At 68.6% G+C, this 17,877-nt stretch carries 15 protein-coding genes; 4 read left to right on the top strand and 11 right to left on the bottom strand.

Annotated features, from left to right (window positions below; all coding sequences use genetic code 11):
• Positions 1-15: 15 nt before the first annotated feature.
• The 8 genes from B9N97_RS27440 to B9N97_RS27405 form a co-directional block, all read right to left on the bottom strand.
• Complete coding sequence (locus tag B9N97_RS27440; RefSeq protein ID WP_085091000.1) at positions 16-738, bottom strand: ABC transporter ATP-binding protein; 723 nt, start codon at positions 736-738, stop codon at positions 16-18.
• Positions 731-1,498, bottom strand: coding sequence for an ABC transporter ATP-binding protein (locus tag B9N97_RS27435; protein WP_085090999.1), 768 nt, complete (start codon positions 1,496-1,498; stop codon positions 731-733). The genes B9N97_RS27440 and B9N97_RS27435 overlap by 8 nt, the downstream gene beginning before the upstream one ends.
• Positions 1,495-2,583: a citrate synthase gene (locus B9N97_RS27430; RefSeq protein ID WP_280174802.1), complete on the bottom strand. Its 1,089-nt coding sequence runs from the start codon at positions 2,581-2,583 to the stop codon at positions 1,495-1,497. The genes B9N97_RS27435 and B9N97_RS27430 overlap by 4 nt, the downstream gene beginning before the upstream one ends.
• Positions 2,584-2,745: 162 nt before the next feature.
• Positions 2,746-3,975, bottom strand: coding sequence for an ABC transporter substrate-binding protein (locus B9N97_RS27425; protein WP_085090997.1), 1,230 nt, complete (start codon positions 3,973-3,975; stop codon positions 2,746-2,748).
• 56 nt (positions 3,976-4,031) lie between these two features.
• Positions 4,032-5,513: an FAD-dependent oxidoreductase gene (locus tag B9N97_RS27420; protein WP_208621273.1), complete on the bottom strand. Its 1,482-nt coding sequence runs from the start codon at positions 5,511-5,513 to the stop codon at positions 4,032-4,034.
• Positions 5,514-5,562: 49 nt separating this feature from the next.
• Positions 5,563-6,813 (bottom strand): CaiB/BaiF CoA transferase family protein, encoded by a 1,251-nt coding sequence (locus B9N97_RS27415; protein WP_085090996.1) that lies wholly within the window; start codon positions 6,811-6,813, stop codon positions 5,563-5,565.
• On the bottom strand, positions 6,810-7,649 hold the full coding sequence (locus B9N97_RS27410; protein WP_085090995.1) for a citryl-CoA lyase: 840 nt from the start codon (positions 7,647-7,649) through the stop codon (positions 6,810-6,812). The genes B9N97_RS27415 and B9N97_RS27410 overlap by 4 nt, the downstream gene beginning before the upstream one ends.
• A 38-nt stretch (positions 7,650-7,687) precedes the next feature.
• Positions 7,688-9,166, bottom strand: coding sequence for an aldehyde dehydrogenase (locus tag B9N97_RS27405; RefSeq protein WP_085090994.1), 1,479 nt, complete (start codon positions 9,164-9,166; stop codon positions 7,688-7,690).
• A 206-nt stretch (positions 9,167-9,372) separates the two neighbouring features.
• Here B9N97_RS27405 and B9N97_RS27400 point away from each other — a divergent pair, with 206 nt between their 5' ends.
• Positions 9,373-10,086, top strand: coding sequence for an IclR family transcriptional regulator (locus B9N97_RS27400; protein WP_085090993.1), 714 nt, complete (start codon positions 9,373-9,375; stop codon positions 10,084-10,086).
• 85 nt (positions 10,087-10,171) lie between these two features.
• Entirely contained in the window at positions 10,172-10,894 is a 723-nt protein-coding gene (locus tag B9N97_RS27395) for a 2OG-Fe dioxygenase family protein (RefSeq protein ID WP_085090992.1), read from the top strand.
• A gap of 22 nt (positions 10,895-10,916) precedes the next feature.
• Here the strand turns inward: B9N97_RS27395 and B9N97_RS27390 are convergent, their stop codons facing one another.
• A complete protein-coding gene (locus B9N97_RS27390) occupies positions 10,917-12,116 on the bottom strand; it encodes an MFS transporter (protein WP_208621272.1) in 1,200 nt (399 codons plus the stop codon).
• A gap of 233 nt (positions 12,117-12,349) precedes the next feature.
• Here B9N97_RS27390 and B9N97_RS27385 point away from each other — a divergent pair, with 233 nt between their 5' ends.
• Both B9N97_RS27385 and B9N97_RS27380 read left to right on the top strand, forming a co-directional pair.
• Positions 12,350-13,228 carry a LysR substrate-binding domain-containing protein gene (locus B9N97_RS27385; protein ID WP_085090990.1) on the top strand — a complete coding sequence of 293 codons (879 nt, stop codon included), beginning with the start codon at positions 12,350-12,352 and terminating at the stop codon, positions 13,226-13,228.
• Positions 13,229-13,501: 273 nt separating this feature from the next.
• The gene (locus tag B9N97_RS27380; protein WP_244560959.1) at positions 13,502-15,022 is read left to right on the top strand and encodes a ribonuclease J; all 1,521 of its coding nucleotides are present in this window, start codon (positions 13,502-13,504) and stop codon (positions 15,020-15,022) included.
• Between the two features lie 97 nt (positions 15,023-15,119).
• Here the strand turns inward: B9N97_RS27380 and B9N97_RS27375 are convergent, their stop codons facing one another.
• On the bottom strand, positions 15,120-16,925 hold the full coding sequence (locus tag B9N97_RS27375) for a carbon starvation CstA family protein (RefSeq protein ID WP_085090988.1): 1,806 nt from the start codon (positions 16,923-16,925) through the stop codon (positions 15,120-15,122).
• A 160-nt stretch (positions 16,926-17,085) separates the two neighbouring features.
• Positions 17,086-17,847: an SDR family oxidoreductase gene (locus B9N97_RS27370; RefSeq protein WP_085090987.1), complete on the bottom strand. Its 762-nt coding sequence runs from the start codon at positions 17,845-17,847 to the stop codon at positions 17,086-17,088.
• Positions 17,848-17,877 lie beyond the last annotated feature (30 nt).

Here is a 17,877-nt window from a genome sequence, read left to right as displayed (position 1 = left end):
GGACGTCTCTCCCGCTCACACGCCGAGATAGGTGTGGAGCTTGTCCATGTTGGCGTCGAGCTGGTCGTTGGGGATCATGTCCACCACATGGCCCTCCTCCATCACGTAATGGCGGTCGGCGATGGTGGCGGCGAAGCGGAAGTTCTGCTCCACCAGCACGATGGTGAAGCCGCGCGCCTTCAGCGCCCGCACCGCCACGCCGATCTGCTCGATGATGACGGGGGCCAGACCCTCCGTCGGCTCGTCCAGCAGGATCAGGGTGGCGCCGGTGCGCAGGATGCGGGCGATCGCCAGCATCTGCTGCTCGCCGCCCGACAGGCGGGTGCCCTGCGTCGAGCCGCGGCCCTTCAGGTTGGGGAACAGGTCGTAGATCTGCGGAACCGTCATCCCGCCGTCCTTCACCACCGGCGGCAGCGTCAGGTTCTCGTCCACGCTGAGGCTGGAGAAGATGCCGCGCTCCTCCGGCACATAGCCGATGCCCAGCCGCGGGATCCTGTGCTGGGCCATGCCGATCAGCTCCTGGCCCTGGAAGCGGATGGAGCCGGTGCGCTTGCCCATGATCCCCATGATGGCGCGCATGGTGGAGGTCTTGCCGGCGCCGTTGCGGCCCAGCAGCGTCACCACCTCGCCCTGCCGCACCTCCAGGCTGACGCCGTGCAGCACATGGCTTTCGCCGTAATAGCCGTGCAGGTCGGCGATCTCCAGCATCGCAGTCTTGGTGTGCATCCCGTCAGGCATGTCCGGTCCCCATATAAGCTTCCATCACCTGCGGGTTCTTGGAGACGACCTCGTACGGTCCCTCCGCCAGGATTTCGCCGCGGCGCAGCACGGTGATGGTGTCCGACAGGTGGGCGACGACCGACAAATTGTGCTCCACCATCAGCACGGTGCGGTCGGCGGCGACGCGCTTGATCAGCGCCGCGGTGCCCTCGATGTCCTCATGGCCCATGCCGGCCAGCGGCTCGTCCAGCAGCATCACCTCCGGGTCGAGCGCCAGGGTGGTGGCGATCTCCAGGGCGCGCTTGCGGCCATAGGGCAGCTCGGCGGCGGTGTGGCCGGCCCAGGGGGTGAGGTTCACCGCCTCGATCAGTTCCAGCGCCCGGTCGTGCAGGTCGTAGAGCGACGACTCGGACTTCCAGAAATGGAAGCTGGTGCCGAGCGGGCGTTGCAGCGCGACTCGGACATTCTCCAGCACGCTGAGGTGCGGGAAGACGGCCGAGATCTGGAAGGAGCGCACCAGCCCCATCAGCGCGATGTCGGCCGGCTTGGTGCGGGTGATGTCGCGGCCCTTGTAGAGGATCTGGCCACGCGTGGGCGTCAGGAACTTGGTCAGCAGGTTGAACACCGTGCTCTTGCCGGCGCCATTCGGGCCGATCAGCGCGTGGATGGTGCCGCGGCGAACCTGAAGGTTCACACCCCGAACCGCCACGAAGCCCTTGAACTCCTTCGTCAGGTCGCGCGCTTCCAGGATGATGTCGTCGGTGGGTCCGGTGGTCATTCCTGTCCTCTCCCGGTCTTGGGCCGGCCGGCCGGCGGCGGGCCGACATAGCGTGATGTCGGCCGCAGCATGCGTCCGGTTCGTTCCTGTTCACGCACATGCGCCGCCCATCCGGCCGCGCGGCTGGCGGCGAAGAGCGGTGTGAAGCCGGCACGCGGCACGCCCAGCGCTTCCAGCAGCAGGGCGGCGTAGAATTCCACATTGGTGTGCAGGGGCCGGTCGGGACGGCGCGATGCCGTCACCGACAGGACCGTTCGCTCCACCGCTTCGGCAAAGGCGAGCCTACCCTCCGGCATCCGGCTCGCGCCGGACCGCTGCAGAGCCAGGAGGCTGTCCTTCATGATGTCCGCGCGAGGATCGCGGATGCGGTAGGCCCGCGACCCGAAGCCCATCAGGCGCTCCCCGCGGTCGAGCGCCGCCGCCACCCAGTCTTCCGCACGGTCCGCCTCGCCGATGGCGTCCAGCATGTCGAGGACCAGCCCCGGCGCACCGCCATGCAGCGGCCCTTCCAGCGCGCCCAGCGCCGCCACCGCGGCGGCCGACAGGCCGCCCCCGGTCGAGGCGACCACACGGGCGGTGAAGGTCGAGGCGTTCACGCCATGATCGGCCATCGCAACCAGATAGCGGCCCAGCGCCCGCGTTTCCGCCTCGCCGGCGGCGGCACCATGGATCATGCGCAGCAGATCGGCCGCATGCGGCAGGGAGCGGTCGGGCGCCGTCGGGGTTTGGCCGTGAACCAGCCGGATCGCCGAAGCGGCGGCGACGGCGGTCCCCGCCACCAGCAGCAGCGGCGTCATCGCGGCCCCCGGCAGCGAGGCCAGCAGGCAGCGCTGAATCTCGATCACCGTGAGATCGGACGGCATCGCCGCGAAACGGGGAGAGAGCCGCGCAAAGGCGTCGCATCTCGCCGCCCCCAGAGCATCCGGGCCCATCTGCGCCGGGATCTCCGCATCCCACAGGATCGCCACGACCTCTTCATAGGAGCGGTCGATCAGATCGGGCAGTCGATGCCCGCGCATCACCATCTCACCCGTCGCCGGGTCGCCCCCGCTCAGGCTGGTTTCGGCGGCCGATATCCGCTCCATCATCATGCTGTCCGGTAAGGGGGAAGGGGCGCCGCCGGGAGGGCCGCGGCGGATTCCGTGCGCATCCTAAACAATCGGCCCTCCGTCTCAACTTCGTATATGTAAGCGGCGCATTACAATCGGTTATGCGTCAATGGCTGCCGGAACTCTGCCGGGTGCCGCTCACATCTTCTTGACCAGAGGGCACTCGCTTTCCGACAGCGGCCGGAAGGCGCGGTCGGCGGGAATGCTGCGGACCAGCTTGTAATAGTCCCAGGGCGCCTTGGATTCGGCCGGGGTCTTGACCTGGAACAGGTACATGTCGCGCAGCGCCCGGCCGTCCTCGCGCACCGTGCCGTTCTTCGTCATGAAGTCGTTCACCGGCGTTTCCTTCATCGTCTTCATGACGGTGGGGGCGGCATCGGTCCCGGCGGCCTTGATCGCCTTCAGATAATGGCTGACCGCACCGTAGACGCCGGCCTGATAGAAGGTCGGCATCGCCTTGCGCTTGTCGAAGAAGCGTTTGGAGAAGGCGCGCGTCTCGTCGTTCATGTCCCAATAGAAGGGCGTCGTCAGCATGATGCCCTGCGTCGCCGGCAGGCCCAGCGCATGGACCTCGCTGATGGCCAGCAGCAGCGCCACGATGTTCTTGCCCGACTGGCCGAGCCCGAATTCCGCCGCCTGCTTGATGGCGTTCTGGGTGTCGGCCCCGGCGGTGGCGAGCGCCACGACCTTGGCCGGCGACGCCTGGGCCTGGAGCAGGAAGGAGGAGAAGTCGGCATTGTTGGCCGGCATCTTCACGCTGCCAACCACCTTGCCCTTCTGGCTTTCGACGACGGCGCCGGTGTCGCGCTCCAGCGCATGGCCGAAGGCATAGTCGGAGGTCAGGAAGTACCAGCTGTCGAGGCCGGAGGCCACCACCGCCTCGCCGGTCACATGGGCCAGCGCATAGGTGTCGTAGGTCCAGTGGATGCCGTTCGGCGTGCAGGCCTTGCCGGTCAGGTCCGAACTGGCCGGCGAGGAGAAGATGGCGACGCGGTTCTTCTCCTTGGTGATCTGCTGCACCGCCAGCGCCACGGCGGAGTTCGGCACATCCATGATGGCGTCGACCTGATCGACGTCGTACCAGCGCCGCGCCGTCGAGGCACCGACGTCGGCCTTGTTCTGGTGGTCGGCGAAGATCAGCTCGATGGGCGTGCCGTTGACGGCGCCGCCGAAATCCTCCACCGCCATCTGCGCGGCGGTGATCGAGCCCTGTCCGGTGCTGTCGGACAGCTGGCCCGACAGGTCGGTCAGGATGCCGATCTTGATCTTTCCGTCGCTGTAGGCGGCGCTTTGCGCAAGCGCCGGCTGCGACAAGGTGTGGGCGAACAGGCAGGCGGCGACGGCCGCCGTTACGGCGTAACGGTTCATCAGTTCCTCCCTAGGGCATTTTTATGGATGGTCGGCGTCGTGGGCGTCGTGGATGCTCAGCCGGCGTCGCTTGACGCGGCGGCATGCTGGGCGGCCAGCCGGCCGAACACGGCGCCGCGCAGGACGGAGGTCGAGCCGGTGTAGACCTGGTGGTAGAGGCCGACCGTCTCGCCCGCCGCATAGAGGCCCGGCATCGGCCGGCCATTGCCGTCCAGCACGCGGGCATCGGCGTCCACCTTCAGCCCGCCGAAGGTGAAGCAGTTGGCCGAAACGATGGGGAAGGCGCGGAACGGGGCCTTGGTCAGCGGGCGGGCCCAGTTGGTCTTGGCCGGGCTCAAGCCGCTGGTCGCCAGACCGTCCACCCGCGTCGGGTCGAAGCAGGCGGCATCGGCCGGACAGGCGGCGTTGTAGGCGGCGACCGTCGCCAGCGTGGCATCCGGCGGCAGACCCAGCTTGTCGATCAGGGCGTCCAGCGTCGGTGCCTCGATGGCCGGCACGTCGCTGCGGATGCTGGCGCGCCAGCGCGGGATGTCCTCCACCTGATCGTCGAACAGGACATAGGCGATCCCGTCCGGCTGGTCGGCGACGACGCGGGTGATGGCGTCATAGGTCGCGTCGGCGGTGCCCGGCGCCTCGTCGAGGAAGCGTTCGCCGCGCTTGTTGACCAGAATGCCGTAGGGCCAGATGAAGATCACCGCTTCCGGCTGGCGCGACCGCGGATCGACCGGTTCGGCATGGTAGGAGCCGAAATCGCCGGCCGCCGCCGCCCCGGCGTCGAGCGCCATGCGGATGCCCTCGCCGCGGTTGTAATAGCCGCCGCGCGCCACCGGCCGCACATGCTTGGCGCGCTGGCCCATGTAGCGGGTCATCATCTCCGGATTGCCCTGATAGCCGCCCGACGCCAGGATCGTCGACCGGCCGCGGATGGCGACGCGCAGGCCGTCCGTCCCGGTGGCGTAAACGCCGCCGATGCGGCCCTGGTCGTCGCGCAGCAGGTCGAGCGCGGTGGTGCGGTAGAGCACGCGGGCGCCCAGCGCCTTCGCCTCCGCCATCAGACGCTCGATCAGGGCGAGACCGCCGCCCTGCGCCGCGATGCGCTGGGTGTTCTGGGTCAGCAGATAGATCGGCTGCGGTTCGAAACGCAGGCCGAAGCCCTTCAGCCAGGCGATGGTCGGCGGCACCCGCTCGGCGAAGCGGGAAATCACCTCCGGATCGGGGAAGGGGTGGGCCTTCACATAGTCCGGCCAATGCTCGTACGGTTCGGCGGCGGCGGCCAGTACGTTGGGGTCGATGTTCAGCCCGGCGTTGGCGGCGAAATGCTCCTCGAAATCGTCGGCGATCTCGGAATCGTTCTTCATCCGCATATAGGCTTCGGTCCAGCGCGAGTTGCCGCCGAAATCCTCCTCGGGCGCCCGCTCCAGCAGGGTGACCGACAGGCCGGCCTGCAACGCCGTCACCGCCGCCGAAAGCCCGGCGATGCCGCAGCCGACGATGACCAGATCGCTGATGGCCTGTTCGCTGATCGCGTGCTCAGACATCCGTGTTTCCTCCGTCATTTCTTTGATCTCCCGAGGCATTCCGCCCACATCATCCCGTAAGGCGCTGCTGGTTGCCGCCGGCCTCGCTGTCGGCCACGACGATCCCGGCCTCCGCCAGCTGCGCGATCGCCGCCGGGCCGTAGCCGAGTTCGGCCAGCACCGCGTCCGTGTCCTGCCCGACGCGCGGCGGATCGCGGCGGATCGCCAGATCGGTGTCCGCCACATGGATCGGCAGCCGCGGCAGGGCGGTCCGCACCCCGTTGGGCAGGGTGGTCGGCATCAGCCCGCCGGTCGCGCGCAGATGCGGGTCTTCGAACAGATCCTCCGGCCGGGCGATGGGCGCGAAGGGAATGCGGGCGCGCTCGCACACCGACACCGCCTCCTCCATCGACAGGCCGCCGAACAGCCCGGTCAGCAGCGGCAGCAGGCGCGGCCGGGCGGCGATGCGGTCGTTATTGGTGCGGAAATCCGGATCGTCGCGCAGGTCCGGCCGGTCGATGACGGCGCAGAAGCGCTCCCAATGGCTGTCGGTGGTGATGCCGACGAAGATCGGCCGCCCGTCGGCGGTGCGGAAGGTCTCGTAGACCGCCCAGGCCGACACCCGCTCCGGCATCGGCGGGATCGGCCCGTCCGACTGGGCGGCGTAGCAGAGATGCTGTCCCATCAGGAACACCGTCGTCTCGAACAGGGCGGTTTCGATGGTCTGGCCCTTGCCGCTCCGTTCCCGCTCGCGCAGCGCCACCAGGATGGCGATGACCGCGAACATGCCGCCGGTGATGTCGACGACCGACGTGCCGGCCCGCAGCGGCCGGCCGCTCGGCCCGGTCATGTAGGCGAGCCCGGTCATCATCTGCACCACCTCGTCCAGCGCGAGGCGGCCGGCATAGGGGCCGTCGAGGAACCCCTTCAGGCTGGCATAGATCAGGCGCGGGTTGACGCGGGCCAGCGCCTCGGCGCCCAGCCCCAGCCGCTCCATCGTGCCGGGGGCGAAATTCTCCACCAGCACATCGGCCTCGGCGACGAGGCGATGCGCGATGCCGCGGCCCTCCGGCGTCTTCAGGTCGACGGCGATGGAGCGCTTGTTGCGGTTGAAATAGCCGAAATAGCCGGTGCCGAAGCCCTTCAGATGGCGGGTCGGCTCGCCGTTGGGCACCGGCTCGATCTTCACCACGTCGGCGCCGAGATCGGCCAGGATCATCGCGCAGGACGGCCCCATCACCGTGTGCCCGAAATCGAGGATTTTGACGCCGGCCAGCGGGAGCTTTTTGCCCAGGGATCCGGCGGGGGATTGATCGGTCATGCTCCGTCTCCTGGAACCGGACGCGGCGCGGCCCCGTCGTAGCGGTAGGGAATGGACGGCGGCATCGGTCCCTTGATGCGGCCGCCCTGCTGCGACTGCTCCCAGGCATGCGCTAGGATGCCGACCGAGCGCGACAGCACGAACAGCCCGCGCCCGAGCCCCGCCGGGAAACCGAGTTCGGCGAACACCACGGCGGTGGCGCCGTCGATGTTCATCGGCAGCCGCCTGCCCTTGCGCGCGGCCAGCGCATCCTCCACCGCGCGGCCGATGGCGGCGGCCTCTCCGGTCACGGCGCCCTCCCCCTTCGCCGCATCCACCAGGGCCAGCAGCCGGCCGGCGCGGGGATCGACGGGGTGGAAGCGATGACCGAAGCCGGGGATATGCTCGCGCCGCTCCAGCCGGGCGGCGATCTCGCTCTCCGCCGCCCCGGCCAGGGACAGGCCGCCTGCCATATGATCGGCCATGCGGGCGGCGACGGCGGCGTAAAGCTCCATGCATTGCTGGCCGGCGCCGCCATGGACGTCGCCCAGCGCGTTGATGCCGGATGCCATGGCGTTGTTCAGCCCGACGCCGCAGGTGGCGGCCATGCGGGCGGTGGCGATGGACGGCGCCTGCGGCCCGTGGTCCACCGCCGCCACCAGGGCGGCACCCAGCAGCCGGCCCTGCGCCGGCGTCGGCAGGTCGCCGCGCAGCATCAGCCAGACCATGTCGGGGAAGCCGATCGTGCCGATCAGCTCCTCGATGGCATAGCCGCGCACCCGGATCGAACCCGGATGGATGTCGATGATCGACGTCCGCCACCAGCCGGTGGCGCTGTCGATGGTCGCTTCGGACATGGGAATGCTCCCGGAGGACTCCCTCCGCGGGCCCGGCCTCAGCCGAGCACGAAGGGATTGGCTCGGTTGGGTTTGGTGGTGATCCAGACGGACTTGGTCTGGAGATATTCCTTGATCGCCTCCACGCCGCCCTCGCGGCCGAGGCCGGAGCGCTTGTAGCCGCCGAAGGGCGTGGTGAAGCTGGTGGAGCGGTAGTTGTTCACCCACACCGTCCCGGCGCGCAGCCGGTCGACGCAGTACATCGCGCGGTGCAGGTCGCGCGTCCAGACGCCGGCCGCCAGACCGAACTCGACGTCGTTGGCGATGCGCAGCGCATCGTCCTCGTCCTCGAACGGGATGACGCAGAGGACCGGGCCGAACACCTCCTCCTGGGCGATGCGCATGTCGTTGCGCACCTGCGTGAAGATGGTCGGCGCCACGAACTGCCCCTGGCCGTACTCCGGTCCCGACAGGGCATGGCCGCCGAGCGCGCAGACCGCGCCCTCCTGCTTCGCCATCTCGATCATCCGCAGGATCTTCTCCCATTGCGGACGGGTGGCGATGGGGCCGATCTGCGTCTCCATCCTCGACGGGTCGCCGATGCGCGCCTCGGCCGCCGCCGCGACCAGTTTCTCCACGAAGGCATCGTGGATCGACTTCTGGACCAGCAGGCGCGAACCGGCCATGCAGGTCTGGCCCGAGGCGCCGAACACGCCGGAGATGGCGCCCTTCACCGCCTGGTCGAGGTCGGCGTCGTCGAAGACGATGTTCGGCGACTTGCCGCCCAGCTCCAGCGTCACCTTCTTCAGGCCCGGCGCCGCGGCCTCGTTGACGCGCTGGCCGCCGATGTCGCCGCCGGTGAAGGCGATCTTGGCGGTCAGGGGGTGGCGCACCAGCGGCTCGCCCACCTCCGCGCCGAAGCCGGTGACGACGTTGACGACGCCGCGCGGGAATCCCGCCTCATGCGCCAGCTTCGCCAGCTCCAGGATGGAGGCGGAGGTGTATTCCGACGGCTTGATGACGATGGTGTTCCCGGCCGCCAGCGCCGGCGCCATCTTCCAGGTGGTCAGCGCCAGCGGCGAGTTCCACGGCGTGATGGCGACGACGACGCCGAGCGGCTCATACTTCACATAGTTGAAGACGTCGGCCTTGTTGATCGGCACGACCGCGCCCTGAACCTTGTCGGCCAGCCCGGCATAGTAATGGAACCATTGGGCGACGTTCCGCACCTGCCCGCTGACCTCGGCCATCAGCTTGCCGTTGTCGCGCTGCTCAATGGCGCCCAGCCGGTCGACGTTGGCCTCGATCAGTTCGGCCAGCCGGCGCAGCAGGGCGCCCCGCTGGGTCGCGGTCAGTCCGGCCCACTCCGGCGACAGGAAGGCGCGGTGCGCCGCGTCCACCGCGCGGTCGGCGTCGGCCTGCATGCCGCGCGGGATCTCCGCCCAGGCGCGCCCAGAAAAGGGCTCCGTCGTCTCATACCACTCGTTGGAAACCGGATCGCACCAGTCCCCGTCGATGAACAGCTTATAGCGTTCCACCCTCGGCCTCGCATAAGTTCTGTTAGATAGAACTGTGTTTCATCTAAGAGAACATAGGCGTGCCAAATGCGTCAAGTCCGAACCATTCGCCTCCCCACTTTTTCAGCCGGGGCCTTGTACCGGCCGTCCTTGACGTACGATGGTGGTGTCGGGGAACAATGCGCGCCGAGGCTGCTTATGGCTCATCTGCCAATGAAGGACGCGATATGACCGACGCGAAGGCCAACACGACGACGGCATCCTCCGGCGGGGTGGAGTCCGTCGACCGGGCGCTGAGCATCGTCGGCTGTTTCCAGGCGGGCGATCACGCCCTGAGCCTGACGGAGATCGCGGCGCGGACCGGCCTTTACAAAAGCACCATCCTGCGGCTGACCGTGTCGCTGGAGAAGGCCGGCTATCTGGTCCGCCACCAGGACAAGTCCTATCGGCTCGGCCCGGAGCTGATGCGGCTGGGGGGGCTCTATCAGCGCTCGCTGCGGCTGGAGGACCATGTCCGGCCGGTGCTGCGCCAGCTGATGCGGGAAAGCGGCGAGAGCGCGTCCTTCTTCCGCCGCGAAGGGGCATGGCGCATCTGCGCATTCCGCGAGGATTCGACCCAGGCGATCCGCGACCACGTCCACGAAGGCGACCGCCTGCCCCTGGATCGCGGGGCCGCCGGCCATGTGCTCAGCCGCTTCGCCGGAACGGTGTCGGCGGCCGATTTCGCCGCCCTGCCCCTGCGCTCCTTCGGCGAGCGCGAGTCCGAGACCGGGGCCGCCGCCGTGCCGGTCTTTTCCCAGCGGGAGGGGCTGGTCGGCGCCTTGACCCTGTCGGGTCCGCTGACCCGCTTCACCGAGGATCGCGTGGCGGTGATGGCCCCCCTGTTGCTGGCCGCCGGCCGGCGGCTGTCCGAAACGCTGGGCGGGCACTATCCGGCTTGAGATTTCGCGGTCTGAGATTTCCCGGTCAGAGATTTCGCGTTCTGAGATTTCGCTGGGGCTACAAGGCCGGCGACAGGGAGTTGACATGGATACGCTGACGCAACGGGTGCGGGACGGGATCGCGACCGACGGATTCTCGTTCGTCGAGGCACCGGATATGCGAACCTTGCTGGGCGAGGCCGGGCTGGCGGACTGGGACGGTTTCAGCCGCAGCTGGGACGATCTGGGCCTCGACCTCTACATGGCGGACGGCGGCCGTTACCGGCGGCGGCGCCATGCCGCCTTTGCCCTGTCGGCCGGGGACATCCGGCGCAAGCCGCACCAGCCCCATTACCAGAGCCGCGACTACAACCCGCTGAACGGCGGGATCGAGCGCTGGTTCGAGCCGGTCACCGACGGGATCGCGGCGCATCCCGCCCTGCGCGCGATCCTGGCGACCGGTTTCGCCCTGTTCGATCCGCTGACGCCGCCCGATGTCCGTCCCGACGTCTGGCACACGGAGGTCCATCAGTTCCGCATCGAGGCGCGCGCAGGCGAAGCCGCCCAACCCACGCCCGAAGGCATGCACCGGGACGGCGTCGACTGGGTCCTTGTGATGCTGATCCGGCGCGAGAACATCGCCAGCGGTACCACCACCATCCACGACCTCAATGGCCGCCCATTGGGAAGCTTCACCCTGCGCCACCCGTTGGAGTCTGCGGTTCTGAACGACGCGCGGGTGTTCCATGGCGTGACGCCGGTGGAACCCGCCGACCCGGACCGACCCGCCTTCCGCGACGTTCTCGTGGTCACCCTGCGGCGCCCGTGACCCGGCCCTGCCCTCCGGCCATTCAGCGGCCCGCCGCCGGTGCCACCTTCGGGAACAGGAGGAAGGCGGCGAGCGCAGCAACGGCCGCCGCCAGCCACACCCCGCTCCAGCTCGCCCGTTCCAGGACATGGGGAATGGCCAGCGGGGCGAGGAAGTAGGCGCCGAAGGCGAAGGTGTTGCCGAGGCCGAGAACCGTGCCGGTGTGCGCGATGCCGGCGATGCTGGCGAGTTCGGTGAAGGCGATGCCGTGCCAGCTGGACGCGACGATCCCGCCGGCGACCAGGGCGACGACCACGGCCGCCACGATTGCTCCGCCGCACTCCGGCAGGGCGGATTCGAGCGCGACGCAGCCGGCCAGCACGCAGTAGACGGCGGCCGTCAGCAGGGCGCATGCCTTGAGGAACGGCCGCCGGTTGCGGTGCCGGTCGGTGAAATGGCCGCTCCACACGCGGACGACGGCCGCGCCAAGCTGGATCGACACGATGCTGGCGCTCACCGCCGCGGTGCCGAGATGGCCGACATCGTTCAGGAAGATCGCCGCGAAGGTCACGACCGCCACCTGCGGAATGCACAGCGCGCCGACGCCGAAGACCGTTTTCCAAACCTGTCCGTTGCGCAACGGTCCCTTTCCGGACAATTCCGAAGCAGTCCCCGCCTGGCTCCGCGCCGCCGTCACCGGGGGGTCGCCGACCCAGAGCCACACCAGCCCCGTCGTGATCAGGCAGAGCGCCGCCAGCGTACCGTAGACGCCCTGGAATCCGACACCGTCGGCCAGCGGCGGAAGGATCAGCGCCCCGGCGGCGCCTCCGGCCGGCAAGGCCATCTGCCGGACGCTCATGGCGAAGCCCCGCTCGCCTTCGCCGAACCACGCCATGACCGCGCGCCCGCTCGACCCGTTCAGGCTGCCGCCGATCATGCCGACCAGCAGGAAGGCACCGGCGAGGAGCATGGCGGACGGAACGCGGCCCGGCGCCGGCGACAGCAGCAGCGCCATGAGCGCCAGCACCAATCCGGTCAGGCCGAGCCCCGTCAACAGCACCTTGCGGTCGCCCCAGCGGTCGGTCAGCATCCCCCACAGCAATTCGCTGACGGCGACCCCCAGCCCCATGGCCCCGATCACCAGCCCCAGTTCGGCCGCCGCCAGCCCGTAGTCGGCCCGCATGGAGACAGCCGTCGCCGGAAGCCCGGTCAAGGCCGCGGCAAAGCTGCCGTTGGCGGCCACGCCGACCCCCAGCACTTTCCAGCGATGGGGATCCGGCCCCGCCGACGCTCCGCAGGCAGCATCGTCCGCGATGTTTCGCAATGAGGCCCGTCGGCCCCTTTCTTCAGTTGTGGTCGTCATGTCCGGAAGCCTCGATGTCGCTTGTCCTTGCCTCCTTGCTGATACAGCGCCACAATCATTCTGATAATCAGGATTATTTGTACATTCGATCCCATAAACAAGGACGGTTGACCGTGAGCAAGGTGACCTTCGACCTCGACGTGCTGCGCAGCTTCGTCACCGGAATGGACCTCGGCAGCTTTGCCAAGGCAGCCGACCGGCTGGGACGATCGACCTCCGCCGTCAGCGCGCAGATCCGGAAGCTGGAGGATCAGGCCGGCATGCCGATTTTCCGCAAGGCAGGCCGGGGTCTCGCGCTGACCGAGGCGGGGGAGACCATGCTCGCCTACGCCCGGCGCCTGCTCGACCTCAACGACGAGGCGGTCACCGCCCTTCGCGGCATGACGTCCGAAGGCTGGCTGCGGGTCGGGATGCAGGAGGATTTTGCCGAAAGGCTGCTGCCGGCGGCGCTCGGCCGCTTCGCCCGCGCGCATCCCAAGGTCCGGATCGAGGCGCGCATCGGCCGCAACACCGACCTGCTCGACCGGGTGGCGCGGGGACAGCTGGACTTCGCCCTCGCCTGGGACAACGGGGCGGCGGCACCGTTCAAGACCGACATCGCCACCTTCCCGACGCGCTGGATCGCGCCCGGCACCGGCATGGCGGTGCCGACATCCGAGGACGGGGCGCTGCCGCTGGTTTCCTTCGACGACGGCTGCTGGTTCCGGAGTGTCGGCACGGCTGCGCTCGACCGGGCCGGTCTCGCATGGCACATTGCGCTGACGAGCCCGAGCCTTTCGGGATTGTGGGCCGGCGTCGAAGCGGGACTGGGGCTCACCCTTCGAACGTCGATCGGCCTGTCGTCCGGCGTCCGCGTGCTGGAGGAAGGAACCCACGGTCTTCCGCCGCTTCCCTCGATAAAGCTGGCGATCTACCGGAAGGATGCGACGCTCGACCCGACGGCGGAACGGCTGATCGACATCGTCACGGACGGCGTGCGCGACCTTACCTGACAACAGGCCGCAGAGGCCATGGTGGGCGGAAATCACCCCCCACGCATCCCAGCAATGCCCCACCATTCCGTGTGACCTTTTACGCCCGCCCTTGACGTACGCCCCGCTTTGCCCACATAAGCCCTCACGAGACATCCAACCCCAGCCGTTTGACGGCCGCCGACAAGGCGCCTCCGGCCGGGTCCCTCCCACCCCCGAGATCCGCATCGACGAGCGATGCACGCCCGTCCGGCAGCGTCGAATGCCGGCTTATGTGAGACGTACGACAGAGGCATGACGTTTGATTCGAAGCGGCGCCGGATGGCGCCGAACAACCGCGCACGCAACCGCAACCCGCGTCCGCGTGACGATTTCGACGGCTCCCGCCCGACCGCCAACACGGTCCATGGCGGCGGCCCCACCGGCCCGGTTCCGGGCAAGGACGAGATCCTGTTCCTTCCGCTGGGCGGCTGTTCCCGCATCGGCATGAACATGGCGCTCTACGGTCATGCCGGCAAATGGCTGATCGTCGACGCCGGCGTCGCCTTCATGGGCGACGAGGCGCCGGGCATCGACAGCCTGATGGCCGATCCGACCTTCATCGAAGAGCGGATGCAGGACGTCGTCGGCCTCGTGGTGACCCACGCGCACGAGGACCATATCGGCGCGATCCACCATCTGTGGCCGCGCCTGCGCTGCCCGATCTATGCCAGCCCCTTCGCCTCCCACATCATCCGGGACCGGCTGAAGGAAAAGGGCGCCCACCGCGCCGCCAAGGTGCAGACCTTCGAGATCGGCGACACGCTGAACATCGGTCCGTTCCGGATCGAGACCATCGCCGTCACCCATTCGATCCCCGAACCGATGTCGCTGGCGATCCGCACGGCGGCCGGCACGGTCCTGCACACCGGCGACTGGAAGTTCGATCCCAACCCGCTGGTCGGCCGCAGCACCGATTTCGCCGCGCTGAAGCGCCTGGGCGACGAAGGGCTGCTCGCCATGATGTGCGACAGCACCAACGCCGACGTGCCCGGCTCGACCGGGTCGGAGGCCGACGCCCGCGCCGGCCTGATCGGCGCCTTCGCCGGCCGTTCGGGCGCCATCGCCGTGACCGGCTTCGCCTCCAACGTCGCCCGCATGACCGCGGTGGCGGAAGCGGCGGCGGCGGTCGGGCGCAAGGTGGTTCTGGTCGGCCGCTCCATGCTGCGCATGGAAAAGGCGGCGCAGGCCTGCGGCTATCTCGACCATGTGCCGGACTTCATGGATGTCCGCGAGGCCTCCTGGACCCCGCGCGACAACCTCGTGTTCCTGTGCACCGGCAGCCAGGGCGAGGAGCGTGCGGCGCTCAGCCGTCTGGCCCGCAACGAGCACCGCGAGCTGTGGCTGGAAGAGGGCGACACCGTCATCTTCTCCGCCCGCGCCATCCCCGGCAACGAGGAGGCTCTGGCCGAAATCCACGAGCATTTGCGCGGCATGGGTGTCGAGATCGTCACCCCGGCCGACGCGCCGGTCCATGTCTCCGGCCACCCGAAGCGCGACGACCTCGCCCGTATGTACGGGATGGTCCGCCCCCGCTTCGCCGTGCCGGTCCATGGCACCATCGAGCATATGGAGGCCCACGCCCGCCTCGCCCGCACTTGCGGCGTCGAGCGCGCGCTGGTTCCGGAGGACGGCGACATCCTGCGCATCGCCAAGGAAGGCACCCGCGTCATCGGCCGCATCGAGCCGAGGCGCCTCGCCAACACCGGGCGGGAGCTGATCCCCTGGGTCCCGCCGGTGGCGGTGGACGCAGAGGAAGAGCGCGTCGCGGCCTGACCGCCGCCCTCCGCCTCCCCTCTCCAAACTGACAAATGCGAACGGGCCATGTGGGATATCCCACATGGCCCGTTCGCTTTTCAGTACGGCGGAACCGTCATTCGGCCGGGGTGGCGACCATCGGAACCTCGACGGCGCGGGCCTGCAGCAGTTCCTTCCACTTCCGGAACGCGGCGATCAGGATGACGAAGCCCAGCACCAGCATGATGATCGAGATGCCGGCGTTGAAGGGGTTGTAGCCCTTGGCCGCCTTGTTCAGATAGACGTTGGCGATCATCCAGTAGCCGGCGACGTTCACCGTGACGAACAGGTAGGCCAGCGGGACCAGGCAGGTCAGCATGTAGATCCGCTTCTGGGCCAGCCGCAGGATGATGGTGGCGCCGATGATGAGGCCGACCGAGGCCATCAGCTGGTTCGACACGCCGAACAGGGCCCAGACCGAGTTGATGTCGCCCGACGTCAGCAGATACCCCCAGGCCACGCAGGCGATGACGCTGGCGATGATCGAACCGGGGACCCAGTCCAGCCGCTTCATCGGGGCATAGAGGTCGCCCAGCAGGTCCTGGATCAGGTAACGGGCGACGCGGGTGCCGCTGTCCACGGCGGTCAGGATGAACACCGCCTCGAACATCACGACGAACTGGAAGAAGTAGGAGGCGAGGCTGTTGAACCACGGCACGCGGGTGAAGATCTCGGTCATGCCGACCGCCAGGGTCACCGCACCGCCGGTCCGGCCATAGAGGTCGAGACCGATTTCCTGGCTCAGCCGCGGCAGGTCCACCACATCCATGCCCAGGGCCTTGAAGGCGGCCGGCGCGGAGTTGATGGCAAAGTAATCGGCCGGATGCAGCGAGGTCGCGGCGATCAGCGCCATGACGCCGACCAGGCATTCCGCCAGCATGCCGCCGAAGGCCACCGGACGGATGTCGCTCCACTTGTCGATCAGCTTGGGCGTGGTGCCCGACCCGATGAAGGCATGGAAGCCGGAGATGGCGCCGCAGGCGATGGTGATCGAGATGAAGGGCCAGACCGGGCCGTTCAGCACCGGGCCGCCGCCATGGATGAAGTCGGTCAGGGCGGGGAAGCGGATCTCCGGGTTGATGAAGACGACGCCGACCACCAGCGCGCCGAACACGCCGACCTTCATGAAGCTGGACAGATAGCCGCGCGGGGTCAGCAGCAGCCACACCGGCAACGCCGTGGCGAAGAAGGCATAGACCGGCAGGATGACGGCGACCGTCTCGGCATGCAGGGTCAGCCATTCGCCCAGCAGCGTGCCCTGGATGTAGGGGCCGGCGAAGACGGACGCGGCGATGGCGGCGATGCCGACCTGGGTGGCGCCCTTGGACGAGCCGGTGATCTTCTCGTAGAGGCCCAGCGCGATGGCGATCGGGATCGTCATGAACACCGCGAAGGCGCCCCAGGCGTTGCGTTCCAGCGCATGGACGACGACCATCGACAGGCCGGCCATGGTGATGGTGATGATGAACAGCATCGCCAGACCGGTGCACCAGCCGGCCACCGGGCCGAGTTCGGCCTTGGCGACCTCGGACAGCGACTGTCCCTTGTGCTTCATCGAGGCGAACAGCACGACGGTGTCATGCACCGCGCCGCCGATGACGCAGCCGATCAGCAGCCACAGGAAGCTCGGCAGATAGCCGAACTGGGCGGCCAGCACCGGACCGACCAGCGGGCCGGCGGCGGCGATGGCGGCGAAATGCTGCCCGGCATTCACCCACTTCTTGGTGGGTACATAGTTTCGGCCGTCCGCCAGCATGTGGGACGGGGTGACTTCCGAATCGTCGGCACGGAGAACCTTGCGCACGAAGAACACGCCGTAGAAGCGGTAGCAGAGCGCAAGAATGCAGAGTGTCGCGATCACAAAGGTTAGGGCGTGATCCATGACGGCTCTCCTGAAAAGGATATGCCGCCGGTGTACGCCCGCCGCTTGCGCTTGTGTGGTGGAATGCCGCGAGCGGCAGCCGGGACGTGCCGAGCGGCAGCCGGCGGGGGGCGAGCGGCGGCGCTCAAGCCCCCGTCAAATGCCGCCGCCCCGCCCACGCTCACTTGCCGCCGGTGACGTCCAGGAAGGTGCCGGTGATGAAGGAGGCCTCGGCGCTCGCCAGCCACAGGATCGCCCGCGCGACCTCCTCGGGCTGGCCGCCCCGTCCCATCGGGATCGTGTCCTTGACACGGTCCACCCGCCCCGGCTCCCCGCCGCTGGCATGCATGTCGGTGTAGATGTGGCCGGGGCGAATGCAGTTGACGCGGATGCCGTCCCGCGCGACCTCCTTGGCGAAGCCGATGGTGAAGGTTTCGAGCGCGCCCTTGGAGGCGGCATAGTCGACATATTCGTTCGGACTGCCGAGCCGGGCGGCTGCCGACGAGATGTTGATGACCACGCCGCCCCGCCCGCCGTGGCGCTGCGACATGCGCTTCGCCGCCTGCTGGGCGCAGAGGATCGGACCGATGGCGTTGACCGCGAAGATGCGCTGCATCCGCTCGAAGCCGAGATCCTCGGTCCGGCACTGCCGCGCGAGCACCGCCGCGTTGTTGACAAGCACGTCGATCCGGCCGAACTCGCGGTCGATTGCGTCGAACAGCGCGACGACCTGCGCCGGATCGGCGCTGTCGGCCCGCACGGCCAAGGCCCGGCGCCCCAAGGCTTCGACATCCGCCGTCACCGCGCGGGCGGCGGCCTCGTCGGCGACGAAGCTGATCGCGACATCATAGCCCTGGGCGGCGGCAAGCCTTGCGGTCGCGGCGCCGACGCCACGCCCCCCGCCCGTAATCAGGATCAGCGGCACCTCGGAATCGGTGGTCATTGCAAGACTCTCCAAGTGGTGGCGGGATGG

Source organism: Azospirillum oryzae (genome assembly GCF_900177515.1).
GTDB lineage: Bacteria > Pseudomonadota > Alphaproteobacteria > Azospirillales > Azospirillaceae > Azospirillum > Azospirillum oryzae_A.
Note: the sequence above shows the minus strand (reverse complement) of the source record. Positions and strands in the feature narration are given on the sequence as shown.